The 25,853-nt window shown below is 64.5% G+C and carries 21 protein-coding genes; 4 read left to right on the top strand and 17 right to left on the bottom strand.

What is annotated here, in order from left to right:
• Positions 1–33 precede the first annotated feature (33 nt).
• The 3 genes from lpdA to aceE are packed head-to-tail and all read right to left on the bottom strand — an operon-like array spanning position 34 to position 6,266.
• Positions 34–1,860 carry a dihydrolipoyl dehydrogenase gene (lpdA, locus tag V6M63_RS01430; protein WP_332738742.1) on the bottom strand — a complete coding sequence of 609 codons (1,827 nt, stop codon included), beginning with the start codon at positions 1,858–1,860 and terminating at the stop codon, positions 34–36.
• Between the two features lie 9 nt (positions 1,861–1,869).
• A complete protein-coding gene (gene aceF, locus V6M63_RS01425; RefSeq protein WP_332738740.1) occupies positions 1,870–3,534 on the bottom strand; it encodes a dihydrolipoyllysine-residue acetyltransferase in 1,665 nt (554 codons plus the stop codon).
• Positions 3,535–3,554: 20 nt separating this feature from the next.
• Positions 3,555–6,266, bottom strand: a complete 2,712-nt coding sequence (gene aceE, locus V6M63_RS01420) for a pyruvate dehydrogenase (acetyl-transferring), homodimeric type (RefSeq protein ID WP_332738738.1) — start codon at positions 6,264–6,266, stop codon at positions 3,555–3,557.
• 12 nt (positions 6,267–6,278) lie between these two features.
• Between aceE and V6M63_RS01415 the strand changes: the two genes are divergently transcribed.
• The 4 genes from V6M63_RS01415 to folD all read left to right on the top strand — a co-directional run bounded on the left by V6M63_RS01415 (position 6,279) and on the right by folD (position 10,585).
• Positions 6,279–6,656 (top strand): hypothetical protein, encoded by a 378-nt coding sequence (locus V6M63_RS01415; protein WP_332738736.1) that lies wholly within the window; start codon positions 6,279–6,281, stop codon positions 6,654–6,656.
• Complete coding sequence (locus V6M63_RS01410; protein WP_332739204.1) at positions 6,604–9,033, top strand: PAS domain-containing sensor histidine kinase; 2,430 nt, start codon at positions 6,604–6,606, stop codon at positions 9,031–9,033. Before V6M63_RS01415 ends, V6M63_RS01410 begins: the two co-directional genes overlap by 53 nt.
• On the top strand, positions 9,030–9,656 hold the full coding sequence (locus V6M63_RS01405) for a response regulator transcription factor (RefSeq protein ID WP_056277762.1): 627 nt from the start codon (positions 9,030–9,032) through the stop codon (positions 9,654–9,656). The genes V6M63_RS01410 and V6M63_RS01405 overlap by 4 nt, the downstream gene beginning before the upstream one ends.
• 77 nt (positions 9,657–9,733) lie before the next feature.
• Positions 9,734–10,585, top strand: a complete 852-nt coding sequence (gene folD / locus V6M63_RS01400; protein WP_332738734.1) for a bifunctional methylenetetrahydrofolate dehydrogenase/methenyltetrahydrofolate cyclohydrolase FolD — start codon at positions 9,734–9,736, stop codon at positions 10,583–10,585.
• On the opposite strand, the gene V6M63_RS01395 is transcribed toward folD, so the two are convergent.
• From V6M63_RS01395 to rseP, 14 genes are all read right to left on the bottom strand, one after another.
• Entirely contained in the window at positions 10,582–11,028 is a 447-nt protein-coding gene (locus tag V6M63_RS01395) for a DUF4149 domain-containing protein (protein ID WP_332738732.1), read from the bottom strand. The two genes, folD and V6M63_RS01395, sit on opposite strands and share 4 nt — an antisense overlap.
• Positions 11,028–11,504: a transcription elongation factor GreA gene (greA, locus tag V6M63_RS01390; RefSeq protein ID WP_159605688.1), complete on the bottom strand. Its 477-nt coding sequence runs from the start codon at positions 11,502–11,504 to the stop codon at positions 11,028–11,030. Before greA ends, V6M63_RS01395 begins: the two co-directional genes overlap by 1 nt.
• A gap of 161 nt (positions 11,505–11,665) precedes the next feature.
• Positions 11,666–14,923, bottom strand: a complete 3,258-nt coding sequence (gene carB, locus V6M63_RS01385) for a carbamoyl-phosphate synthase large subunit (RefSeq protein ID WP_332738728.1) — start codon at positions 14,921–14,923, stop codon at positions 11,666–11,668.
• A 39-nt stretch (positions 14,924–14,962) separates the two neighbouring features.
• Positions 14,963–15,325 (bottom strand): hypothetical protein, encoded by a 363-nt coding sequence (locus V6M63_RS01380; RefSeq protein ID WP_300652166.1) that lies wholly within the window; start codon positions 15,323–15,325, stop codon positions 14,963–14,965.
• Between the two features lie 10 nt (positions 15,326–15,335).
• A complete protein-coding gene (gene carA, locus V6M63_RS01375) occupies positions 15,336–16,502 on the bottom strand; it encodes a glutamine-hydrolyzing carbamoyl-phosphate synthase small subunit (protein WP_332738723.1) in 1,167 nt (388 codons plus the stop codon).
• Between the two features lie 269 nt (positions 16,503–16,771).
• A complete protein-coding gene (locus V6M63_RS01370) occupies positions 16,772–17,542 on the bottom strand; it encodes a TrmH family RNA methyltransferase (protein WP_332738721.1) in 771 nt (256 codons plus the stop codon).
• Positions 17,535–18,185 (bottom strand): ribonuclease HII, encoded by a 651-nt coding sequence (rnhB, locus tag V6M63_RS01365; protein WP_332738719.1) that lies wholly within the window; start codon positions 18,183–18,185, stop codon positions 17,535–17,537. Before rnhB ends, V6M63_RS01370 begins: the two co-directional genes overlap by 8 nt.
• Positions 18,157–19,302 carry a lipid-A-disaccharide synthase gene (gene lpxB / locus V6M63_RS01360; protein ID WP_332738716.1) on the bottom strand — a complete coding sequence of 382 codons (1,146 nt, stop codon included), beginning with the start codon at positions 19,300–19,302 and terminating at the stop codon, positions 18,157–18,159. The genes rnhB and lpxB overlap by 29 nt, the downstream gene beginning before the upstream one ends.
• A 7-nt stretch (positions 19,303–19,309) precedes the next feature.
• The gene (gene lpxA / locus V6M63_RS01355) at positions 19,310–20,104 is read right to left on the bottom strand and encodes an acyl-ACP--UDP-N-acetylglucosamine O-acyltransferase (RefSeq protein WP_332738714.1); all 795 of its coding nucleotides are present in this window, start codon (positions 20,102–20,104) and stop codon (positions 19,310–19,312) included.
• A 19-nt stretch (positions 20,105–20,123) separates the two neighbouring features.
• Positions 20,124–20,564: a 3-hydroxyacyl-ACP dehydratase FabZ gene (gene fabZ / locus V6M63_RS01350; RefSeq protein ID WP_291080031.1), complete on the bottom strand. Its 441-nt coding sequence runs from the start codon at positions 20,562–20,564 to the stop codon at positions 20,124–20,126.
• A complete protein-coding gene (gene lpxD / locus V6M63_RS01345) occupies positions 20,561–21,613 on the bottom strand; it encodes a UDP-3-O-(3-hydroxymyristoyl)glucosamine N-acyltransferase (RefSeq protein ID WP_332738709.1) in 1,053 nt (350 codons plus the stop codon). Before lpxD ends, fabZ begins: the two co-directional genes overlap by 4 nt.
• Before the next feature lie 16 nt (positions 21,614–21,629).
• Entirely contained in the window at positions 21,630–22,148 is a 519-nt protein-coding gene (locus V6M63_RS01340) for an OmpH family outer membrane protein (RefSeq protein ID WP_332738707.1), read from the bottom strand.
• The gene (gene bamA / locus V6M63_RS01335) at positions 22,148–24,469 is read right to left on the bottom strand and encodes an outer membrane protein assembly factor BamA (protein WP_332738705.1); all 2,322 of its coding nucleotides are present in this window, start codon (positions 24,467–24,469) and stop codon (positions 22,148–22,150) included. The genes V6M63_RS01340 and bamA overlap by 1 nt, the downstream gene beginning before the upstream one ends.
• Before the next feature lie 12 nt (positions 24,470–24,481).
• Complete coding sequence (rseP, locus tag V6M63_RS01330; protein WP_332738703.1) at positions 24,482–25,846, bottom strand: RIP metalloprotease RseP; 1,365 nt, start codon at positions 25,844–25,846, stop codon at positions 24,482–24,484.
• Positions 25,847–25,853 lie beyond the last annotated feature (7 nt).

The raw sequence follows: 25,853 nt of genomic DNA, 5'->3' as shown, positions 1-25,853 counted from the left end.
GAGGCTTGGCGGCTTTTTTCGGACCGGACGCGTTTACTTGCGCTGCGGAGGCACGTCGGTGCAAGACCCATGCGCAATCTCCGCCGCCATGCCGATGCTCTCGCCCAGCGTGGGATGCGGGTGGATGGTCTTGCCGATGTCGACCGCGTCCGCGCCCATCTCGATGGCGAGTGCGATCTCGCCGATCATGTCGCCCGCGTGCGTGCCCACCATGCCGCCGCCCAATATCTTCCCGTGTCCATGGGCCTCGGGTGAATCGTCGAACAGCAGCTTGGTCACGCCCTCGTCGCGGCCGTTGGCAATCGCGCGGCCGGAGGCCGTCCAGGGGAACAGGCCTTTCTTGACCTTGATGCCCTGTGCCTTGGCCTGGTCCTCGGTGAGGCCCACCCAGGCCACCTCGGGGTCGGTGTAGGCGACGCTGGGGATGACGCGCGCATTGAACGCCGCGGCCGCCAGCTCCTTGTTGCCTTGCAGTTCGCCCGCGATCACCTCGGCCGCCACGTGCGCCTCGTGCACCGCCTTGTGCGCCAGCATGGGTTGGCCCACGATGTCGCCGATGGCGAAGATGTGCGGCACGTTGGTGCGCATCTGGATGTCGACGTTGATGAAGCCCCGGTCGGTCACCGCCACGCCGGCCTTGTCGGCGGCGATCTTCTTGCCGTTGGGCGTGCGGCCCACGGCCTGCAGCACCAGGTCGTAGACCTGCGGCGCGGGCGCGGTGCCGCCTTCTTCGGCGGCGGCAAACGTCACCTCGATGCCGTCGGGCGTGGCCTTCGCGCCCACCGTCTTGGTCTTGAGCATGATGTTGTCGAAGCGCTTGGCGTTCATCTTCTGCCAGATCTTCACCAGGTCGCGGTCGGCGCCCTGCATCAGGCCGTCGAGCATTTCCACCACGTCCAGGCGCGCGCCCAGCGTGCTGTAGACCGTGCCCATCTCCAGGCCGATGATGCCGCCGCCCAGGATCAGCATGCGCTTGGGCACATCCTTGAGCGCCAGGGCCCCGGTGCTGTCCACCACGCGCGGGTCTTCGGGCATGAAGGGCAAACGCACGGCTTGCGAACCGGCCGCGATGATGGCCTTCTTGAAGGCGATCACCTGCTTCTTGCCGGTCTTTTCCTGCGCCGTCCCGCTGGTTTCTTCCACCTCGAGGTGGTTCGCACCGACGAAGGCACCGTAACCCCGAACCGTGGTGACCTTGCGCATCTTGGCCATGGCGGCCAGGCCGCCGGTGAGCTTACCGATGACTTTCTCTTTGTGGCCGCGCAGCTTCTCGATGTTGACCACCGGGCGGCCGAACTCGATGCCCAGATCGGCCATGTGGCTGACCTCGTCCATCACGGCGGCCACGTGCAGGAGCGCCTTGGAGGGGATGCAGCCCACGTTCAAACACACACCACCCAGGCTGGCGTAGCGCTCGACCAGCACGACCTTCAGGCCCAGGTCGGCCGCGCGGAAGGCTGCGCTGTAACCACCGGGACCGCCGCCGAGCACGAGCACGTCGCAATCGAGGTCGGCACTGCCGCCGAAGCTGGCCGCCGAGGGCGCGGCTGCGGGCGTTGCGACCGGTGCGGCAGCAGCGGGCGCCGGGACAGCCGCTGGTGCAGGCGCCGCAGCGGCCTCACCGGCCGCCTCCAGCGTGAGCACCACACTGCCCTGCTTGACCTTGTCGCCCAGCTTGACCTTGAGCTCCTTGACCACGCCCGCCTGTGAAGACGGGATCTCCATCGAGGCCTTGTCGGATTCCACCGTGATGAGCGATTGCTCGGCCTTCACGGTGTCGCCGGGCTTCACCAACAGCTCAATAACCGCAACTTCGTCGAAGTCGCCAATGTCCGGTACTTGAATATCGATCAGTGCCATCGCCATTCCTTAAAGAAGAACGCGACGGAAGTCGCCGAGGATCTGACCGAGGTAAGCGTTGAAACGCGCCGCCGCAGCGCCATCGATCACGCGGTGGTCCCAGGTCAAGGAGAGAGGCAGCATCAGGCGAGGCGCAAAGGCCTTGCCGTCCCACACCGGTTCCATCTGGCTCTTGCACACGCCCAGGATGGCCACCTCGGGCGCGTTGATGATGGGCGTGAAGTAGCGCCCGCCAATGCCGCCCAGGCTGGAGATGGTGAACGTGGCGCCGCTCATCTCGGCCGGGCTCAGCTTGCCTTCGCGCGCCTTCTTGGCGAGTTCGCCCATTTCCTGGCTGATCTGCAGCACGCCCTTCTTGTCGGCGTCCTTGATCACCGGGACCATCAGGCCGTTGGGCGTGTCGGCTGCGAAGCCGATGTGCCAGAACTGCTTGTAGACCAGCGCATCGCCGTCGAGCGAGCTGTTGAACTCGGGGAATTTCTTGAGCGTGGCCACGCAGGCCTTGATCAGGAAAGCGAGCATGGTCACCTTGACTCCGCTCTTCTCGTTCTCCTTGTTGGTGGAGACGCGGAAGGCTTCGAGGTCGGTGATGTCGGCGTCGTCGAAGTTGGTGACGGCCGGGATCATGACCGCGTTGCGCAGCAGGTTGGCACCGCTGATCTTCTTGATGCGGCCCATCTCCTTGCGCTCGATGGGGCCGAACTTGGCGAAGTCGACCTTGGGCCAGGGGATCAGGCCCAGCTCGGAGCCACCACCGCCAGCGGAAGCCGGAGCCTTGGCGGCTTGCGCGGTGGTTTGCACCGCACCGGTCATCACGGATTTCGTGAACGACTGGATGTCTTCGGCGGTGATGCGGCCCTTGAGGCCGGAGCCCTTCACCTCAGTCAGCGGTACGCCGAGTTCGCGGGCGAACTTGCGCACCGAGGGTGAGGCGTGGGGCAGGCCCGCGGCAACAACCGCAGTGGGGTTGTGGGCAGGGGCTGCAGGCGCGGAAACGCTCGCAGCCTGTGGTGCAGCCGCAGCGGGTGCGGCCGGAGCGGCGGGCTTGGCCCCCTCGCCCTCCTGGGGAGAGGGCTGGGGTGAGGGGCTCGCCGCCGCAACACCTTCCAGGATCGCCAGCAAGTCTCCGATGTTGACCGTGTCACCCACCTTGACCTTGAGTTCCTTGAGCACGCCGGCGGCCGACGACGGAATCTCCATCGAAGCCTTGTCCGACTCCACCGTGATCAGGCTTTGCTCCAGGGCGATCTTGTCGCCGGGTTTGACGAGGACCTCGATGACGGCGACGTCCTTGAAGTCACCGATGTCGGGCACATGCACCTCGACCGGGCCGGCCGCTGCAGGCGCTGCAGCCGGCGCTGCAGCCGGAGCTGCGGGCGGCGTGGGTGTGGGAGCAGGCGCCGAAGCAGCCGGCGCGGCGGGAGCAGCAGCTTCACCCGCCGTCTCCAGCACCAGCACCACCGAGCCCTCTTTCACCTTGTCGCCCAGCGACACCTTGAGCTCCTTCACCACGCCAGCGGTGCTGGAGGGAATCTCCATCGACGCCTTGTCGGACTCCACCGTGATCAGCGACTGTTCGGCCTTGACCGTGTCGCCCACGTTCACCAGCAGTTCGATGACCGCCACCTCGTCGAAGTCGCCGATGTCCGGGACCTTCACATCTATGAGTGCCATGTTGTTGTCTCCTCGCCGTATCAGGCGTACAGCGGGTTGATCTTGTCGGCCTTGATGCCGTACTTGGCAATGGCTTCGGCCACTGTGGCCGCCGGCACCGTGCCCTCTTCGCTCAGTGCCTTGAGCGCAGCCACCACGATGTAGTGGCGGTTGATCTCGAAGTGCTCGCGCAGCTTGCTGCGGAAATCGCTGCGGCCAAAGCCGTCGGTACCCAGCACCTTGTAGGTGCGGCCTTTGGGTATGAAGGAGCGGATCTGCTCGGCGTAGTTCTTCATGTAGTCGGTGGAGGCCACCACCGGGCCGGTCGTGTTGCCCAGTTGCTGGGCCACGAACGGCACGCGCTGCGGCTCGGTCGGGTGCAGCAGGTTCCAGCGCTCGGCGTCCTGGCCGTCGCGCGTGAGCTCGTTGAAGCTCGGGCAACTCCACACACCAGCACTCACGCCCCAGTCCTTCTCCAGCAGTTCCTGGGCGGCAATGCTCTCGCGCAAGATGGTGCCACTGCCCAGCAATTGAACGCTTGGTGCGTCCTTCTTGAGGGCGGGCGCCTGCTTGCAGTAATACATGCCCTTGATGATCTGCTCTTCGGTACCCGGCTGCAGGCCGGGCATGGCGTAGTTCTCGTTCAGCAGGGTCAGGTAGTAGAAAACGTTGTCCTGCTTCTCCACCATGCGCTTCAAGCCATGGTGCAGGATCACGCCCACTTCATGCGCGAAGGTCGGGTCGTAGCTGATGCAGTTGGGAATGGTGCCAGCCAGGATGTGGCTGTGGCCGTCTTCGTGCTGCAGGCCTTCGCCGTTGAGCGTGGTGCGCCCGGAGGTGCCGCCCAGCAGGAAGCCGCGCGCCTGCATGTCGCCGGCTGCCCAGGCCAGGTCGCCGATGCGCTGGAAGCCGAACATCGAGTAGTACACGTAGAACGGCACCATGATGCGGTTGCTCGTGCTGTAGGAAGTTGCCGCCGCGATCCAGCTGCTCATGCCACCGGCCTCGTTGATACCTTCCTGCAGGATCTGGCCAGCCTTGTCTTCCTTGTAGTACATGACCTGGTCTTTGTCGACCGGGGTGTACTGCTGGCCTGCAGGGTTGTAGATGCCGATCTGGCGGAACAGGCCTTCCATGCCGAAGGTGCGCGCCTCATCGACCAGGATGGGCACGACGCGCGGGCCCAGGGCCTGGTCGCGCAGCAACTGGGAGAGGAAACGCACGTAGGCCTGCGTGGTCGATATCTCGCGGCCTTCCACGGTGGGCTCCATCACGGCCTTGAAGGTCTCGATCGAGGGCACGGTGAAGCTCTCGTCGGCCTTGGTGCGGCGCTTGGGCAGATAGCCACCCAGGGCCTGGCGGCGTTCGTGCAGATAACGCATTTCCGGCGTGTCGTCGGCCGGCTTGTAGAACGGGATCTTGGAAAGCTCGCTGTCGGGGATGGGCAGGTTGAAGCGGTCACGGAAGATCTTGATGTCTTCGTCGGTGAGCTTCTTGGTCTGGTGCACCGTGTTCTTGCCCTCGCCCGACTTGCCCATGCCGAAGCCCTTGACGGTCTTGATCAGGAGCACGGTCGGCTGGCCCTTGTGGTTGACCGCCTTGTGGTACGCCGCATAAACCTTCTGCGGGTCGTGGCCACCGCGCTTGAGGTTCCAGATGTCGTTGTCGCTGAGGTGAGCCACCATTTCCAGCGTCTTGGGGTCGCGGCCGAAGAAATGCTTGCGCACGTAGGCACCGTCGTTGGCCTTGAAGGCCTGGTAGTCGCCGTCGACCGTGTCCATCATGATCTTGCGCAGCGCACCGTCCTTGTCGCGCGCCAGCAGCGAGTCCCATTCGCTGCCCCACAGCAGCTTGATCACGTTCCAGCCGGAGCCGCGGAACTCACCTTCAAGCTCCTGAATGATCTTGCCGTTGCCGCGCACCGGGCCATCCAGGCGCTGCAGGTTGCAGTTCACCACGAAGATCAGGTTGTCCAGGTTCTCGCGCGCGGCCAGGCTGATCGCGCCCAGCGATTCGACTTCGTCCATCTCGCCGTCGCCACAGAACACCCAGACCTTGCGGTTCTCGGTGTTGGCAATGCCACGGGCGTGCAGGTACTTCAGGAAACGCGCCTGGTAGATCGCCATCAGCGGGCCCAGGCCCATGGACACCGTGGGGAACTGCCAGAACTCGGGCATCAGCTTGGGGTGTGGATAGCTGGAGAGGCCCTTGCCATCGACTTCCTGGCGGAAGTTGAGCAGTTGCTCTTCGGTCAGTCGGCCTTCGAGGTAGGCGCGGGCATAAACGCCGGGCGACACGTGGCCCTGGATGTAGAGGCAGTCGCCACCGTGGTTCTCGCTCTCGGCGTGCCAGAAATGGTTGAAGCCGGCACCGAACATGTGGGCCAGCGAAGCGAACGAGCCGATGTGTCCGCCGAGGTCGCCACCGTCTTCGGGGTTGTGGCGGTTGGCCTTGACCACCATGGCCATGGCGTTCCAGCGCATGTAGGCGCGCAGGCGCTCTTCGATCTCGATGTTGCCCGGGCAGCGCTCTTCCTGATTGGGCTCGATGGTGTTCACATAGCCCGTGGTGGCCGAAAACGGCAGGTCAATGCTGTGCTGGCGAGCCTCCTCAAGCAGTTGCTCCAAAAGGAAGTGGGCGCGCTCGGGGCCCTCCCGCTCGATCACGGCGCCCAGCGCCTCCATCCATTCGCGTGTTTCCTGGGTATCCAGGTCGCCGGCGCCGCGGCCGTCCTGAGCGTTGTTCGCTGCCATGCTTGTCTCCTGTTGATTGAAATCGAGCTTACGGGGGTCATTCCGCGCTGTCACGGAGTTTCCCACAACGCTTTTCAAATTTCAATATGTGCTTTTAGTTTCTACATTATGAAATACTGGGGAGTATTGAAAAAACAGAGATTCGCCACACTGGCGCTGCACAAATGGAAGCATCGGGCGCTTGCTCACGTAGACTCGGCAGGCTATGAGTTCAGCGCCCTCGACACCTGCAGCACCGCCGCCCAAAGCCGCACAGGCTCCTTGGTGGAAACGCTGGTGGCGACGTCTGCCGCCGTCGCGGCAGGATCGTTTCGCCACACTGGCGCCGTTGCTGTCGGTGCTGCTGTTCCTCTCGGCCATCGTGGTGGCCATCACCTATCTGCGATTTGAAGAGCTCGAGCGCGAGCAGGAAGCCGTGACGCGCGATGTGGAGTACGCGCAGCAGCGCTTGCGCCTGCGTCTGCTGGAACGCCAGGAGCAGCTGATGCGACTGGCCCGCGAAATCGACAATCGGGACATCGACACGGAAGAGTTCGTGTTTCAGGTCGAAACGCTGGTGAGCCAGTTCCCCGAGTTGCTGGCCGTGACCTGGGTGGACGCCCGACGCAACGTGCTCGCCAGCTACACCTCCCCCAGCGCACCGTTGCGCCTGATGCGCTCGACCGGCAGCACGCTGTCTCCAAAAGAAACCGACGGCACCTTCGACCTTGCGCGCGATTTGCGACAACCCACCTATTCGCGCCCGCTGGAAACCCAGGACCCGCGCAACGCGACGCTGATGCTGCACGTGCCGCTGAGCGAGCAAGGTCGGTTTGCCGGGACGGTCATGGGCGAGTACGCCATTGACGGCCTCATGCGCTTCGGCATGCCCCCGGAGATCATGGCGCGCTACGCGGTAGCGCTGGTGGACGACCGCGGCCATGTGCTCGCGGGCAGCTTGCAGGCGCCCAGCGACGTGTTGCGCCTGCTGCCTTGGTCCAACCCGCCGATGGAACACGAGGTGCCGGTCTCGCCGGTGGGCAACGGATTGATCGTGAAGGCGCAGGGATACCGCACCTCGCAGGACATTGTGGGCAGCGGCTTTTTCTGGGTGATCGGCGCTCTCTCCGCCCTCACGGTGTGGATGCTGCTCGGAACCTGGCGCCACACACGCCGGCGCGTGCAGGCCCAGCAGGCCCTGGTGTCCGAGACCAACTTTCGCCGCGCCATGGAAAACTCCATGCTCACTGGCATGCGAGCGCTCGACATGCAGGGACGCATCACCTACGTGAACCCGGCCTTCTGCTCCATGACGGGGTGGACCGAAGGCGAGCTGGTGGGGCGCACCGCCCCTTTCCCCTATTGGCCCGACGAAGACCACGACCAGCTGTCAGCCCGCCTGGAAGACGAGCTGCGCGGGCGCTCCACGCCCGGAGGCTTCGAGGTGCGGGTGCAGCGTCGCGACGGCAGCATCTTCGACGCGCGCATGTATGTGTCACCACTGATCGATCCCAAGGGCCACCAGACTGGCTGGATGACTTCGATGACCGACATCACCGAGCCCAAGCGCATTCGCGAGGAACTCTCTGCGTCCTATGAGCGTTTCACCACCGTGCTGGAAAGCCTGGACTCGGCCGTGTCGGTGGCACCGCTGGGCAGCGACGAAATGCTGTTCGCCAACAAGATGTACCGCATGTGGTTCGGCACGCGCGGTCAGGGTCACCGCCATTTGGTGGACCTGGCGGGCAACCAGCCCACGCCCAGCCCGGACGACGGCGATGCGGTGGACGCCTTCGCGGGCATGCCCACCGAAACCTTGACGGACGCCGGTGCGGAAAATGCCGAGGTGTTCGTGGAAGAGCTCGACCGCTGGCTGGAGGTGCGCACGCGCTACCTCACCTGGGTCGACGGGCGCCTGGCGCAGATGGTGATTGCCAGCGACATCACGCCTCGCCGCTATGCCGAAGAGCAGGCCTCGCGCCAGGCTGAACGAGCGCAGACCGCGAGCCGCCTGATCACCATGGGTGAGATGGCGTCGAGCGTGGCGCACGAGCTCAACCAGCCACTCACCGCGATCAGCAACTATTGCAACGGCATGATCTCGCGCGTCAACGAAAACCGGATCAGCACGGAAGACCTGCTGGGTGCGCTGGAGAAGACCGCTCGCCAGGCACAGCGAGCCGGGCAGATCATCCAGCGCATCAAGGCCTTCGTGAAGCGCAGCGAACCCAATCCGGCACCGTCTGACGTGGCGCAGATGGTGAGCAACGCGATCGAACTGGCCGACATCGAACTGCGCCGCCATCAGGTGCGCCTGTCGCCCTATGTGGCGGCGCGCCTGCCCAGCCTGATGGTCGACCCCATCCTGATCGAGCAGGTGCTCATCAACCTGCTGAAGAACGCAGGTGAAGCCATCATGCAGGCGGGCCGTGCACCCGGAGAGCGCTATGTCGAGTTGCGCGTGGGGCCGCGCCGCCAGGACGACCTGGACGTGGTCGAGTTCTCGGTGCGCGACTCCGGCAACGGCGTGCCCGACGAGATGATCGAGCGCATCTACGAAGCCTTCTACAGCACCAAGAGCGAAGGCATGGGCATTGGCCTGAAACTGTGCCGCAGCATCGTCGAATCTCACCACGGCAGGATGCATGTGCACAACATCTACAATGGGGAAGAGGTTGTGGGTTGCTGCTTCAGTTTCTGGATCCCCGTGATCTCAAGATTGAAGGTCAGCGACGCATCAACCGGACCAGCCACAGAGCCGGTGACGGACACAGAAAGAGCGAGATGAGTTTGATCCCGAAAAAAGGCACGGTCTATGTGGTCGATGACGACGAGGCGGTGCGCGACTCACTTCAATGGCTGCTCGAAGGCAAGGACTTCCGGGTCCGCTGCTTCGAATCGGCCGAGGCCTTCCTCAGCCGCTACGACGCCCGCGAGGTGGCTTGCCTCATAGCCGACATCCGCATGGGTGGCATGACCGGCATGGAGTTGCAAGAGCGGCTGATCGAGCGTCAGTCCCCCCTGCCCATCGTCTTCATCACCGGCCACGGCGACGTGCCGATGGCGGTGGAATCCATGAAGAAGGGCGCGCTCGACTTCATTCAGAAGCCGTTCAAGGAAGACCAGCTCGTCACGCTGGTCGAGCGCATGCTCGAGCACGCGCGCGAAGCCTTCACCACCCACCAGCAGGCGGTGAGCCGCGACGCCCTGCTCTCCAAGCTCACCAGCCGCGAAGCCCAGGTGCTGGAACGCATCGTCGCCGGCCGGCTGAACAAGCAGATTGCCGACGATCTGGGCATCAGCATCAAGACGGTGGAGGCGCACCGCGCCAACATCATGGAAAAACTCGGTGCCAACACCGTGGCCGACCTGCTCAAGATCGCGCTGGGACAGACCCCGGCCAAGGCCTGACACGCCAACCAACACACCCGATCAACGCCCGCCCTTCCCGGCGGGCGTTTCCATTTCAACCGCAGACCGATCACCCCATGACCGCACAACTCATCGACGGCAACGCCCTCTCCCGCCAACTTCGCGCCGACGTGACGGCGCGGGTCACCGCCCTGAAAGCGCGTGGCATCACGCCGGGTCTGGCGGTGATCCTGGTTGGCGAGAACGCAGCGTCGCAGGTCTATGTGCGCAACAAGGTCAAGGCCTGTGAAGACACCGGCATGCACTCGGTACTGGAGCGCTGGCCCGCCACCATGACCGAGGCAGAACTGCTTGCGCGCGTGGATGCACTCAATGCCGACCCCTCCATCCACGGCATCCTGGTACAGCTTCCGTTGCCCGCACACATCGATGCGCAGAAGGTGATCGAGGCGATCTCGCCCGCCAAGGACGTCGATGGCTTTCACATTGCCAGCGCCGGCGCCCTCATGACCGGCATGCCCGGCTTCTGGCCCTGCACACCCTACGGCTGCATGAAGATGCTGGAGAGCATCGGCTACGGGCTCAAGGGCAAACACGCCGTGGTGATCGGCCGCAGCAACATCGTCGGCAAGCCGATGGCGCTCATGCTGTTGCAGCAGAACGCCACGGTCACCATCTGCCACAGCGGCACCCCGGATCTCAAGGCCATGACACTGCAAGCCGACGTGATCGTGGCCGCCGTGGGCAAGCGCAACGTGCTCACGGCCGACATGGTGAAGCCTGGAGCGGTGGTGATCGACGTGGGCATGAACCGCAACGACGAAGGCAAACTGTGCGGGGATGTCGACTTTGAAGGCGTGCGGCAAGTCGCCGGCTGGATCACCCCCGTTCCCGGTGGTGTGGGCCCCATGACCATCACCATGCTGATGGTCAACACGCTCGAATCAGCCGAAAGCCTGGTCGACTAAACCGGCTCGGTTGTGGGTGGTGCCGCGAGTCGCCACAGCACCGCCCCAGCGCACAGCCACTGACCCAGCACCATCGCGGTGCCCACGCCGTGCCACAGGTGCAGGTTGCCGCCGCTGGCGCGGGCGGTGACGATGTTCTGGGCCACGCCGAATTCCTGCACCAGCGCGAGCAGCATCGCGAACAGCACGAAGCTCATGGTGGTGAGTGCGGCGGGCGCGATGCTGGTGCCCTCGCCACGCCAGCGGCGCAGCATCAGCAGCAAGGCCATGCCGAACACGAGGCCGGCCCAGCATTGGAGGGAAAAGATCTTCGCGGCCACGGGCCCTGCCATGGACGGACTGCCCAGCGTGGCAAACAACAACGGCACGGCGAGAAAGCTCAGTGCGCTCATGCCACCCCACCAGAGGGCGGCGATCAGGATGGCCTGGCGTTGCAGCGGCATCAGGCGTAGCGCACGGCCACGATCTCGAAGCGCTTGGTGCCACCCGGCGCCTGCACCTCGGCCACATCGCCCTCTTCCTTGCCGATCAGCGCACGCGCAATCGGGCTGCCGATGTTCACCAATCCCAGTTTGAGGTCGGCCTCGTCTTCGCCCACGATCTGATACGTGACGGCCGCACCGCTGGCTTCGTCTTCCAGCTCCACGGTGGCACCAAACACAACCTTGCCGCCGGCGTCCACCGCGGTCGGGTCGATGATTTGCGCGGCCGAGAGCTTGCCCTCGATCTCGGCAATGCGACCTTCGATGAAGCCCTGGCGATCCTTGGCGGCGTCGTACTCGGCGTTTTCGCTCAGATCGCCCTGCGCGCGCGCTTCGGCAATCGCGTTGATCACCCAGGGGCGGTCCACGGTCTTCAGGCGATGAAGCTCCTCCTTGAGTTTTTCAGCGCCGCGCTTGGTGATGGGTAGGGTGGCCATGTGGTGCTCCGGAAGTCGGGAATGCAGCAGTCTTCGTCCGTGTCTGCGTCGATACAAAAGGAAACCGCCGAGCGTTGCCGGTCGGCGGTGTACTGTGGTCAATTATGCCCCGGGTAGTCCCCGACTCCACTGGGAACAACCCGAAACCACCTCAACAGGGATCAGAGCTGCGCGTGCATCTCCTGCACCGAGATCACGCTCAGCTTGTCCAGGTACTTCATGCCTTCCACCGCGGCTTCGGCGCCAGCGATGGTGGTGAAGGTCGTCACACGAGCCAGCAGCGCCGAGGTGCGGATGGCGCGCGAGTCGGTGATGGCATTGCGGCGTTCTTCCACCGTGTTGATCACCAGCACGATATCGCCGTTCTTGATCGCATCGACGATGTGCGGACGTCCTTCGGTGACCTTGTTCACCGTCTGCACGGCCACACCGGCCGCGCTGATGGCGGCGGCAGTACCGCGGGTGGCGACCAGTTCGAAACCCATGGTGACCAGTTGACGTGCGATGTCCACCGCGCGTGGCTTGTCGCTGTTCTTGACCGTCAGGAACACCTTGCCCGACGTCGGCAGCTTGGTGCCGGCGCCCAGCTGGCTCTTGACGAAGGCTTCACCAAAGGTCTTGCCCACGCCCATCACCTCGCCGGTGGACTTCATCTCGGGGCCCAGGATGGTGTCCACGCCCGGGAACTTCACGAACGGGAACACGGCTTCCTTGACGCTGAAATACGGCGGCGTGACCTCGGCGCCGATGCCTTGGTCGTCGAGCGACTGGCCGGCCATGCAGCGCGCCGCCACCTTGGCCAGCTGGATGCCGGTGGCCTTGGAGACGAAGGGCACGGTGCGCGAGGCGCGCGGATTCACTTCGAGCACGAAGATCACGTCCTTCTTCACGCCGTTCTCTTCCACTTCCTGGATCGCGAACTGCACGTTCATCAGGCCAATCACGTTCAAGCCCTCGGCCATGGCCGCGGTCTGGCGCTTGAGTTCGTCCACCGTGGCCTTGCTCAGGTAGTACGGCGGCAGCGAGCAGGCGGAGTCACCGCTGTGCACGCCGGCCTGTTCGATGTGCTCCATCACGCCGCCGATGAACACACGGCCGGTGTGGTCGCGGATCGCATCCACGTCACACTCGATCGCGTCGTTGAGGAAGCGGTCGAGCAGCACGGGAGAATCGTGGCTGACCTTGACGGCTTCGCGCATGTAGCGTTCGAGGTCGCGCTGCTCGTGCACGATTTCCATGGCGCGGCCACCCAGCACATAGCTCGGGCGCACCACCAGCGGGTACCCCAGCGCGGCGGCTTTTTCAAGTGCTTCGGGCTCGGCGCGCGCGGTGGCGTTGGGCGGCTGGCGAAGACCCAGCGTGTGCAGCAGTTGCTGGAAGCGTTCGCGGTCTTCGGCCGCGTCGATCATGTCGGGGCTGGTGCCGATGATGGGCACGCCCGCGGCCTCCAGGCCCAACGCGAGCTTGAGCGGCGTCTGACCGCCGTACTGCACGATCACACCCAGCGGCTTCTCCTTGTCCACGATCTCCAGCACGTCTTCGAGCGTGAGCGGTTCGAAGTACAGGCGATCGCTGGTGTCGTAGTCGGTGGACACGGTCTCGGGATTGCAGTTGACCATGATGGTCTCGTAGCCGTCCTCGCGCATCGCGAGCGCCGCGTGCACACAGCAGTAGTCGAACTCGATGCCCTGGCCGATGCGGTTGGGGCCACCGCCGAGCACCATGATCTTCTTGTTGTTCGTCGGCTCGGCCTCGCACTCGCCGTCACCGTTGCCTTCGTAGGTCGAGTACAGATAGGCGGTGTCGGTGGCGAACTCGGCCGCGCAGGTGTCCACGCGCTTGTAGACCGGGCGGATGTTCTCGGCGATGCGGCGCTCGCGCACGGCCTGGTCGTTGGTCTTGAGCAGCTTGGCCAGGCGGCGGTCGGAGAAGCCCTTCTTCTTCAGGCCGCGCAGTGTTTCGGCGTCGATCGCTTCCAGGCTGGTCTTTTCCAGCGCGAGCTCGATCTTCACGATCTCTTCGATCTGCACCAGGAACCACGGGTCGATCTTGGTGAACTGATGCACCTCGTCCATCGTCCAGCCGGCGGCAAACGCGTCGCCCACGTACCAGATCCGGTCCGGGCCGGGCTCGCCGAGTTCACGCTCCAGCGTCTCGCGGTCCTGCGTCTTCTCGTTCATGCCGTCCACGCCCACTTCCAGGCCGCGCAGGGCTTTCTGGAACGATTCCTGGAAGGTGCGGCCCATGGCCATGACCTCGCCCACGCTCTTCATCTGCGTGGTCAGGCGGCTGTCGGCGGTGGGGAATTTTTCGAACGCAAAACGCGGGATCTTGGTGACCACGTAGTCGATGCTGGGCTCGAAGCTGGCCGGCGTGGCGCCGCCCGTGATCTCGTTGCGCAGCTCGTCCAGCGTGTAGCCGATGGCCAGCTTGGCCGCCACTTTGGCGATGGGAAAGCCCGTGGCCTTGGAGGCGAGTGCGGACGAACGCGAAACACGCGGGTTCATCTCGATCACCACCATGCGACCGTCGGCGGGGTTGATGGAGAACTGCACGTTGGAGCCGCCGGTGTCCACACCGATCTCGCGCAGCACGGCCAGCGAGGCGTTGCGCAGGATCTGATATTCCTTGTCGGTCAGCGTCTGGGCGGGCGCCACGGTGATGGAGTCACCGGTGTGCACACCCATGGGATCCAGGTTTTCGATCGAACACACGATGATGCAGTTGTCCGCCTTGTCGCGCACCACTTCCATCTCGTACTCTTTCCAGCCGAGCAGCGATTCTTCGATCAGCAGCTCGCTGGTCGGCGAAGCTTCCAGGCCGCGCTTGCAGATGACTTCAAATTCTTCCGGGTTGTAGGCAATGCCGCCCCCGGTGCCGCCCAGCGTGAAGCTGGGGCGGATCACCACGGGGAAGCCCACGGTTTTCTGCACGCCCCAGGCCTCGTCCAGGCTGTGGGCGATGCCCGAGCGCGCCGAGCCCAGACCGATCTTGGTCATGGCGTCCTTGAACTTGAGGCGGTCTTCGGCCTTGTCGATGGCCTCGGGCGTGGCGCCGATCAGCTCCACGTCGTACTTTGCCAGCACGCCGTGGCGCCAGAGGTCGAGCGCGCAGTTCAGCGCGGTCTGGCCGCCCATGGTCGGCAGGATCGCGAAACCGCCCTTCGCCAGCGGGCGCTCCTTGGCGATGATCTTCTCCACCGTCTGCCAGGTGATGGGTTCGATGTAGGTGACGTCGGCGGTGGCCGGGTCGGTCATGATGGTCGCGGGGTTGCTGTTGATCAGCACCACCTTGTAGCCCTCTTCGCGCAAGGCCTTGCAGGCCTGCACGCCGGAGTAGTCGAACTCACAGGCCTGGCCAATGATGATCGGGCCAGCGCCGATGATGAGGACGGTTTGGATGTCGGTTCTTTTGGGCATGTGGTTCGCGAAGGGTGTGCGCCGGGCCAGAGAGATCTCTCAGGCCTGGCGCTGGGTATCCAGTGTGTTCAGCAAGGCCTGCAGTCGCTCGGCCGGCACGTTTTTCTGCATCAGCTGCAGCAGGCCGTCGCCTTCGATCAAGGGACGCAGCACCTCGACTTCGGCGTCGTAAAAGCGCGCGTCCCAGGCAGCCAGTTCGGTGTTGAAGGTCTCGTCGTCCCAGGTTTTGCCCTTGGCCAGCAGCGTCACCAGCGGCATGGCCTTGTTTTCCAGGAACGCCTTGCGGTAGGGCTTCTGTGCCCAGCGCTGGGCGAACCAGTCCTTGTGCGGAGCCTCCAGCGTCAGCATGCGCTTGCCGATGGCTTTCTCGATGGCGAACACTGGAAAACTGAAGAGCTTCATTGCGACGGCCTCAGGCGGTAGCGGGCACGCGGGCCTGCATGAGATCGATGAAACGGTCGAACAGGTAGCCGATGTCGTGCGGACCGGGCGAAGCCTCGGGGTGGCCCTGGAAGCAGAACGCGGGCCTGTCGGTGCGGGCCAGGCCCTGCAGCGTGCCGTCGAACAGGCTCACGTGGGTGGCGCGCAGCGTGGTGGGCAGGTTTCTTTCGTCCACCGCGAAGCCGTGGTTCTGGCTGGTGATGGAGACGCGGCCGTTGTCGAGGTCTTTCACCGGGTGGTTGGCACCGTGGTGACCGAACTTCATCTTGAAGGTCTTGGCGCCGCTGGCCAGCGCCAGGATCTGATGGCCCAGGCAGATGCCAAACGTGGGCACACCGGCCTCGATGATCTCGCGCGTGGCAGCGATCGCGTAGTCGCAAGGCTCCGGGTCGCCTGGGCCGTTGGAGAGGAACACGCCGTTGGGCTTGAGCTTGAACACGTCGGATGCGGGCGTCTGAGCCGGCACCACGGTGATCTTGCAGCCGCGCTGCGCCAACATGCGCAGGATGTTGTTCTTCACGCCGAAGTCGTAGGCCACCACGTGGAAGCGCGGTGCGATCTGCTCGCCGTAGCCAAATCCGAGCTGCCACTCGGTCTGCGTCCAGGCGTAGGGCTCGGTGGCCGAGACCACCTTGGCCAGATCCTGCCCCGCCATGTTGGGTGCGGCTTTGGCGGCGGCCACGGCTGCGGCGCGGTCGGCCTCGGTGATGGTGGTGCCGGCGGGCAGGGCCACAATGCAGCCGTTCTGCGCGCCATGAGTGCGCAGGCGGCGCGTGAGGGCGCGGGTGTCGAGGTCGGCAATGGCGACCGTGCCTTCGCGCTGCAGGTAGTGCGAGAGGGTTTCGGTGCTGCGGAAGTTGGAGGCCAGCAGGGGCAGGTCTTTGATGATCAGGCCAGCGGCGTGGATGCGGCTGGCTTCGACGTCTTCAGCGTTGATGCCGGTGTTGCCGATGTGCGGATACGTGAGGGTCACGATCTGCTGGCAGTAACTCGGATCGGTGAGGATTTCCTGGTAGCCGGTGAGCGAGGTGTTGAACACGACCTCACCCGTGGTCTGACCGGTGGCGCCGATGGAGACGCCTGTAAAGACCGTGCCGTCGGCGAGCGCGAGAAGGGCTTTCGGGTGGACGGGAAGCACGGATGGGACTCCAGAAGTGGGGCGAAACGCAGGCCACCGGCGGTTGGTGCCGCGCAGGCTTCGCACCCGCCCCGCCCCGCATCGACTGGGGGCCCGGACGGACAAAACCTGGGGTGAGGAACCGGGGTGAGCGCGCGTCGCGCTGATTGCGGGTAAACCCCGGAATTATATGCTGGCCCCCACGCTCCCCCGCTGCGCGAGGTCCGCTGCCCCCCAAGGGGGCTGATCCGGCTTGGGGCGGCCCGGCGCCGGATCTGCTGGCCCCACGCCTATGTCGCGGCTGTCGCGCTCGCGTGCAGGCAGATGGCGGCGGCAGCGGCCACATTGAGCGACTCTTCACCACCTGGCTGCCCAATGCGCACCGCTTGCGAGGCCATGGCCTGCAAGGCGGCGCTCACGCCCTGCCCCTCGTGCCCGAGCACCCAACCGCACGGCCATGGCAAAGCGGCCTGGTGCAGCAGATTCCCCTCGTGCGAGCTGGTCACCAGCAGCGGAACCTCCAGCGCGACGAGATCGCCCACCGTCAGGCCCTCAACGAGGCGCAAGGCAAAGTGCGCACCCATGCCTGCACGCAGCACCTTGGGCGACCAGAGCGCAGCCGTGCCCTTGAGCGCGAGCACTTGGCCAAAACCGAACGCCGCCGCGCTGCGCAGGATGGAGCCCACGTTGCCGGCGTCCTGCAGACAGTCCAGCACCACGGCGGCCTGGCCTGGGTCCAGCGCGGTGGATCTGGGCAGATCCCACACGAAGCCCACGCCAGCCGGCGACTCAAGACCGCTGATGGACGCCATGAGCGCGCGCGGCACGGTCACGTTGTGGTCGGACGCGTCGCGCAAGTCGTGCGGGGCCTGGGCCCAGGCGTCCTCGGTGAACACGGCCATGGCGGGCCGGTGACCGCGCGCGAGCAGGGCCCGGCAGAGGTGGTCACCCTCAAGCCAGACCTGTCCCTGTTTGCGGTAGGCCGTGTTGTCCTGCGCCAGCACGCGCAGGCGCTTGAGCAGCGGGTTGTCGCGCGAGGTGATGGTGGTGGGTTCACTCAAGGGGGTGCGCTCCCGTCAACACTGCCTGGGCGAGTACCCGCGCCACCGGCGCAAACGTTCGCCGATGCATCGTCAACGCCCCGTGCTCCTGCAACGCACGCAGGTGTTCGGCCGTACCGTAACCCTTGTGGCGATCGAATCCGTATTCAGGGTGCTGCAAATGCAGTTCACACAGCAGCCGATCGCGCGTGACCTTGGCCAGGATGGAGGCCGCAGAAATGCAGTGCACCAGCGCATCGCCCGAAACAATGGCCTCGGCCAGCACGTCCAGCGCCGGCAGGCGGTTGCCGTCCACCAGCACCTTGGTGGGTTTCAGGCGCAGTCCCAGCACCGCGCGGCGCATGGCCAACATGGTGGCCTGCAGGATGTTGAGCTGGTCGATCTCCTCCACAGAGGCCTGCGCAACACTGCAGCAGAGCGCCTTGGCGCGGATTTCGTCATAGAGGCGCTCGCGGCGCAACGCGGTGAGCTGCTTCGAATCGGCCAGCCCCTTGATGGGCGAGCGGTCGTCCAGAATCACGGCCGCGGCCACCACAGGCCCGGCCAGCGGGCCGCGCCCGGCTTCGTCCACCCCGGCCACCAGACCGGGCACATGCCAGGCCAGGTGGGCCTGCTCAGCTTTCAAGAACTTTTTCGATCGCATCGGTAGCCAGTTGGGCGGTATCGCGCCGCAAGGTGTGGTGCAGCGCCGTGAAGCGCTGTTGCAAGGCCCCGATTTTCGCAGGCGCGTCGAGCCAGTCCAGCACGCTTCGAGCCAGCGCCTGGGGCGACGCCGCCTCTTGGAGGAACTCCGGCACCACAAATTCGCCACACAGAATGTTGGGCAGGCCCACCCAGGGCTGCAGTTGCTTGCGCCGCATGATCTGCCACGACAGCCAGTTCATGTTGTACGCAATCACCATCGGGCGCTTGAACAGTGCCGCCTCCAGCGTGGCCGTGCCGCTGGCGATCAAGGTCACGTCACAGGCGGCCAACGCCATGTGTGACTGGCCGGCAATCACTTGTAGCTCGGCACCCAGACCGGCGCTGCGGGCAGCGCCCTCGATGCGCTCGCGCAGTGCCGGCACGGCCGGCACCACGAACCGGATGCCCGGCCGTTCGCTGCGCAGGCGCACGGCGGCTTCGAAAAACACTTGGGCAAGGTACTGCACCTCGGAGGCTCGGCTGCCCGGCAGGATCGCCACCACGGTGTCTTCATCGCGCAGACCCAGGGCGACCCTGGCGGCAGCTCGGTCCGGCGTCAGGGGTATCACATTGGCCAGGGGATGACCCACGTAGGTCGAGGCGATGTCATGCCGGGCCAGCAGCCCGGGTTCAAACGGGAAGATGCACAGAACATGGTCGGCGCTGCGCCGGATCTTGTCGACCCGCTCGGCGCGCCAGGCCCAGACAGACGGGCACACGAAATGCACGGTGCGCACGCCGCTGGCCTTCAGGCTGGCTTCCAGATCCAGATTGAAGTCGGGTGCGTCGACGCCGATGAACACGTCGGGCCGGTCGCTGGACAACAGGCGCTGCTGCAATTGCGCACGGATGCCGACGATCTCCCGGTAGTGGCGCAGCACCTCGACGTACCCGCGCACCGCCAGCTTTTCGCTGGGCCACCAGGCCTCGAAACCCTGGGCCGCCATCTGCTGGCCGCCAATGCCGAACGACTTCAGATCGGGCCAGCGCTGCCGCACCCCACCGAGCAACAATCCCGCCAGCAGATCGCCCGACGTTTCGCCCGCCACCAGGGCAAAACGCTTTGAAGACTTCATGTCGGAATCAGCGCACGATGCCGCGCTGGGGCGACACCTGGTCCAAGAAGCTCAACATCATCTCGACGTCGGGCGCAGCTTCTGGCGTCTTGTCGGCCAGGGCCCGGATGCGTTCCACCGACTGCTCCAGCTTCAAGTCCTCACGGTACAGCGCCTTGTGCATGGCCTTCACGGCGGCAATGCGCTCGGGTGAAAAACCGCGGCGGCGCAGACCTTCGAAGTTCATGGAGCGCGCCTGGGCCGGTTGACCCTGACACATCACGAACGGCGGCAGATCGGCGAACAGCAGCGAGCACATGGCCGTCATGGCGTGGGCACCGACGCGCACGAACTGGTGCACCACGGTGAAGCCGCCGAGGATCACCCAATCGTCCACCACCACATGGCCTGCGAGTTGGGAGTTGTTGGCGAAGATGGTGTGGTTGCCCACCAGGCAATCGTGCGCCAGGTGCACGTAAGCCATGATCCAGTTGTCGTTGCCGACCTGGGTTTTCGCGCGATCCCCAGGCGAGCCAATATTGAAGGTGCAGAACTCGCGAACGGTGTTGCGGTCACCGATGATGAGCTCACACGGTTCACCAGCGTATTTCTTGTCCTGCGGCACCGCGCCCAGCGAGTTGAACTGGAAGATGCGGTTGTCACGTCCGATGGTGGTATGGCCCTCGATCACGCAATGCGCCCCGATCGTGGTCCCCGCGCCGACCTTCACGTTCGGACCGATCACGGTGTAGGGGCCGATCGCGACCGAACTGTCGAGTTCGGCAGCCGGGTCCACCAGCGCGGTGGGGTGAATCAGAGACACAGAGCGCCCTCCCCCACCGTCAGGCGATGGTGCGCATGGTGCACATCAGCTCCGCTTCGCACGCCACCTGCTCGCCCACGCGGGTGATGCCCTTGAACTTGAAGATGCCGGCCTTCATGCGGTCCAGCGTCACGTCCATCACCAACTGATCGCCCGGCTCCACCGGTCGCTTGAAACGCGCGCCGTCGATGCCGGCGAAGTAGTACACCGTCTTGTCGTCCGGCGTCACGCCCAGGGTGTCGAAAGCCAGCAAGGCAGCGACCTGCGCCATGGCCTCAAGCATCAACACACCCGGCATCACCGGGCGGTGCGGGAAGTGCCCGACGAAAAACGGCTCGTTGATGGTCACGTTTTTGAGCGCCTTGATGCTCTTGCCTTTTTCAAGCTCGAGCACCCGGTCCACCAGCAGGAACGGATAGCGGTGGGGCAATTGCTTGAGAATCTGGTGAATGTCCATCATGGCTTTGTGTTGTTCTGGAGGGCTTGTTCGATCGCTTGTTCCGCCACCTTGAGGCGTTCGCGAATGCGGTTGAGCTGCTTGAGCGATGCAGCATTTTTTTCCCAGTTCGCATTGTCGTCGATGGGAAACATGCCGGTGTAGTGACCGGGCTTGAGCAAGGAGCGGGTGACGACCGAGGCCGCGGACACATGCACGCCGTCGGCCAGCTTCAAATGGCCCAGCACCACAGCGCCACCTCCGATGGTGCAGCCCGCGCCGATGGTGGCACTGCCCGCCACCCCCACGCACCCAGCCATGGCCGTGCGGGCACCCACGTGCACGTTGTGACCGATCTGGATCAGGTTGTCGAGCTTCACGCCGTCCTCGATCACGGTGTCGTCCAGCGCGCCGCGGTCGATGCAGGTGTTGGCGCCTATCTCGACGTCGTTGCCAATGCGCACAGCGCCAAGTTGCTCGATCTTGATCCACTCACCTTGGTGCGGCGCGAAGCCGAAACCGTCCGCTCCGATGACCACGCCGGAATGCACCACACAACGCTCACCCAAGGTGCAGCGCTCTCCCACCGTCACGCGCGGGTGCAACTGGGTGTTCGCACCCACATGCGCATGCTCGCCGAGAACGCTGTGCGCCCCGATGCGAACGCCTGGGCCAACGCGAACGCCGGCAGCGATGACCGCAAACGCACCGACCTCGACGCCTGACGCCAACTCGGCAGTTGGATGAACCGCAGCGGTCGAATGGATGCCGGCGAGCGACGCGGGCGCATGCTCCCGTCGCCACCACTGCGTAAGACGGGCAAAGTACAGGTAAGGATCGTCGGTGACGATGCACGCACCGCGCTCACTGGCAGCACCGCGCAGGGACGGCGGAACGATCAGCCCTGCTGCGCGCGTGGTGGCAATTTGCGATGCGTAGCGGGCGTGTGAAACAAAGGCCAGTGCATCGGGCTCGGCCGTGGCCAGTGGGGCCAGCCGGCGGATGGTCAGCTCGGGTGAGCCGACGAGTTCACCACCGAGGGCTTCGACAATGGAGCCCAGTGGTCTCGACACACCCGGTTCCTGCGGCTTACTTGGCGCCGTTCAAGCCGCTGAGCACCTTGTCGGTGATGTCGTGCTTGGGGTTGATGTAGACCGCCTCCTGGAGGACCAGGTCGAATTTCTCCGCCTCGGCCACCTGACGGATGATGCGGTTGGCGCGTTCCAGAACGCTTTGCAGCTCTTCGTTCTTGCGCATGTTCAGGTCTTCCTGGAACTCGCGCTGCTTGCGCTGAAATTCGCGATCCTGGTCAACCAGTTGTCGCTGGCGCGCGGTACGCTGGCTGTCAGGCAGCGTGGGCGCTTCGCGCTCGAACTTCTCTGACGCCGTCTTGAGCTGAGCTGCCAATGCCTGCACCTCTTTCTCGCGGCGGGAGAATTCCTGCTCGAGTTTGGTCTGCGCGGCCTTGGCCGAGTTGGAGTCGCGCAAGATGCGCTCCAGGTTCACGAAGCCGATGCGCAGGTCTTGCGCAGCAACGCCGAGCGTTGCGAGCCCCAAGGCCACGGCAACGAGCGTCTTGCGGTTGAACAGGCTGGTAAGTGTCTTCATCAAAAGGAGGTTCCGATCTGAAACTGGAATTTCTGGATTTTATCGCCGGTGAACTTCCGAATGGGGTTGGCGATGGCGAATCTGAGCGGACCGACAGGCGAAATCCAGCTCAGGCCCACGCCCACTGAGGCACGCAGGTCTTTGGCATTCGGGCGTGTATCGTTCTCACCGAACACGTTGCCTACGTCCACAAACCCGAACATGCGCAGGCTGCGGTCGTTGCCGGCGCCGGGGAACGGGGTGATGAATTCGGCATTGAGGGCGATGCTGCGATTGCCGCCGATGTTGACAGTCTCCGAGGATCCCGTGACGGGTGAACTCGGACCGAGGGTGCCCTGTTCGAAGCCGCGCACCGAGCCCAGACCACCTCCAAAGAAGTTCTTGAACACGGGATAGGGGCGTCCACCCAGGCCTTTGCCGAAACCCAACTCGCTGTTCAGGGCCAGGGTGTATTGCTTGCTCAGTGGAAAGTACTGCTGGAACTGGTAGTTCGCCTTGACGTAGCGGGCATCGCCCGCCACACCGAGTTCGGTGTTGAAACGCTGGAGACGGCCACGGGTGGGCACCAAAGCACTGTCGCGGGTATCGCGCGACCAACCCACCGTCAAGGGCAAGGTGTTGCTGGTTTCGCCAAACTGGTCGCGATAGTCCCGGTACGCATCCGGCAGGAAAATGCCCGGTTCAATCGTCGTCTGCTCCACACCCGCACCGAAGAACACCGTGTCGGCCTCCGTGAAAGGCACACCAAACCGGATCGACAGACCCTTGGTGATCAAGCGGTAGTCACCCGTCTCCGACTGGGTGTCGTAGGGCCGCGTTGTTCGGTAGTAGGCGTCGATGCTGCGCGAGATGCCGTCGGGTGTGAAATACGGATCCACCGTGCTGACCACCAACTGCCGGTTGAACTTGCTGGTGTTGATGTCGATGCCGAGGTAGTTGCCCGAACCGAACACGTTCTCCTGGCGAATGCCGGCGATGATCGACAACTCCTCCGCTTGCGAGTAGCCCGCGCCCAACGACAGGTTGCCGGTGGGCTTTTCCACCACCGAAATGGTGAGGTCCACCTGGTCTGGCGAGCCCGGCACCGGCTGCGTGTCGATCCCGACCTCGGTGAAGAAACCCAGGCGGTCCACGCGATCGCGGGACAGGCGGATACGATCGCTGTCGTACCAGGCCGATTCGAGCTGGCGGAATTCGCGGCGCACGACTTCATCGCGCGTGCGGTTGTTGCCTTCGACGTTGATGCGGCGCACATACACGCGCCGGGCCGGCTGGCCGCGCACCACGAACGAGACGCGCTTGTTGACACGATCGATCTCAGGAGTGGCTTCCACCTGCGCGAAGGCGTATCCGAAGGCACCGAAGTAATCGGTGAATGCCTTCACGGTGCTGGTGACGTCTTCGGAGTTGTAGGGTTCACCGGCACGCAGGGTCACCAGGGACTTGAACTCTTCTTCCTTGCCCAGGTACTCACCCTCCAGCGCCACCGACGACACCACGTAGCGGTTGCCCTCAGTGATGTTCAGCGTGATCGACATGTCCTGCTTGTCAGGCGAGATGGCGACCTGCGTGGAGTCGATACGGAACTCAAGGTAGCCTCGGGTGAGGTAATACGAGCGCAGTGTTTCGATGTCGGCGTTGAGCTTGGCACGCGAGTAACGGTCGGACTTCGTGTACCAGCTCAGCCAGCCACCGGTGTCGAGGTCGAACAGGTTGCGCAGGGTCGATTCGGAAAAGGCCTGGTTGCCCACGATCCGGATTTCCTTGATCTTGGCGACATCGCCTTCGACCACGCTGAAATTGAGGTTGACCCGGTTGCGCTCACCCGGCGTGACCGTGGTCACCACTTGGGCTGCATACATGCTCTTGCTGATGTACTGGCGCTTGAGTTCCTGCTCGGCACGGTCGGCCAGCGCCTTGTCGAACGGGCGGCCCTCGGTCAGCCCGATGTCGCGCAGTGCCTTGGTCAGCACGTCGTTGTCGAATTCCTTGATGCCGGAGAAGCTCACATCGGCCACTGTGGGCCGCTCTTCCACGATCACCACCAGCACGTCACCATTGATCTGAAGGCGGATGTCGCTGAACAACCCCAAGCCAAACAGCGAACGGATCGCGGTTGAACCTTTGTCATCGCTGTACTGGTCACCAATGCGGAACGGCAGCGATGCGAACACCGTGCCGGGTTCAACCCGCTGCAGTCCCTCCACGCGGATGTCGCGCAAGGTGAATGGATCGACGGCCCAGGCGGGCAAAGCGCTCAGCAAGGCGGCCGCGAGCGCTGAAAGGGTCAGGCCACGCAGACCGTTTTTGTTTTTTGTCATGAGGAAAAGTGTTCAGCCAGCCAAGCGGGCCACATCATTGAACAAGGCAACGGACATGAGCGCCATGAGAACCACGACACCACCGCGTTGCAGGCGCTCCATCCAAACGTCAGACACGCTGCGACCGGTCACACCCTCCCAAAGATAATACATCAGGTGCCCACCGTCCAAGACCGGCAGCGGCAGCAGATTCAGCACCCCCAGACTCACGCTGATGAGAGCCAGAAACAGGATGTAAGAGGTGATGCCCAGGCTGGCCGATTTGCCAGCGTAGTCGGCGATTGTCAGCGGCCCGCTGAGGTTCTTGACCGACGCTTCGCCGATCAGCATGCGACCCATCATCTTCAGCGTGAGCCACGAAACCTCCCAGGTGCGCACCACGCCCTTGAGCAAACCGTCGACCGGCCCATGGCGCACCGTCATCATCTCGGGTGCGGCACCGACGTAGGCTCCAATGCGTCCCACCCACGCATCGCCTTGCAATTCAGGAACCGGTTTGACCATCAGATGGACGGTCTGCCCCCCGCGCTCCACGACCCATTGCTGTTCGCGGGCTTCACCGACGGGGCCGGTGGACGCGCGGATCAACGCGCGCAGACGCTGGCCATCGGACACGGCAGCGCCATCCACGCTGCGAACGGTGTCTCCGGGCTGCAATCCGGCGGCTGCGGCGGCGCCACCCGCCATCACCTCACCCACCACAGGTTGCGTCCAGGGTCCGGTGATGCCGATCTTCTGGAACAGGCTGGCATCGGCCTCGCGCACATCGAGCTGGGCCAGGGGCAGCAGCACCGAACGGGGCACTCCGCCCTCCTGGTTGCTGACTCGCAATGTCATGTCTTCACTCGACAGGGCGGCCTGGGTCAGACGCCAGCGCAGGTCTTCGAAAGAGCCTACGTCAGTGAGACTGTCTTCATCGGCTCCGGCCTGAGACACCCATTCGCCACCCCGCAGCCCAGCCGCCGCAGCCAGTGAGCCCACTGCCGGGCTGGCCAACACGGGCTTGGGTTCTTCGACGCCACTCCAGTTCACCACCGCATACAGCAACACGGCCAACAGCAGATTGGCCGCAGGGCCGGCGGCAACGATGGCTGCGCGCGAGCGCAGGGGCTGGGTGTTGAAAGCGAGGTGGCGCTCCGCCGCGTCGACCGGCGCCTCACGTTCGTCCAGCATGCGCACGTACCCACCCAACGGCAAGGCACACAGCACGAACTCGGTCGGGTTGCCCTTCTTGCGCCACGTCAGCAGCGGTTTTCCGAAACCCACCGAGAACCGCAGCACCTTCACGCCACAGGCCACGGCCACGCGGTAGTGCCCGTATTCGTGCACTGCAATCAGCAGGCCGAGGGCAACCACAAAAGCAACGAGTGTAAGCATGGTAGGC

Source organism: Hydrogenophaga sp., assembly GCF_036675665.1.
Classification (GTDB): Bacteria; Pseudomonadota; Gammaproteobacteria; order Burkholderiales; family Burkholderiaceae_C; genus Hydrogenophaga.
This window is presented reverse-complemented; position numbering and strand designations above follow the sequence as displayed.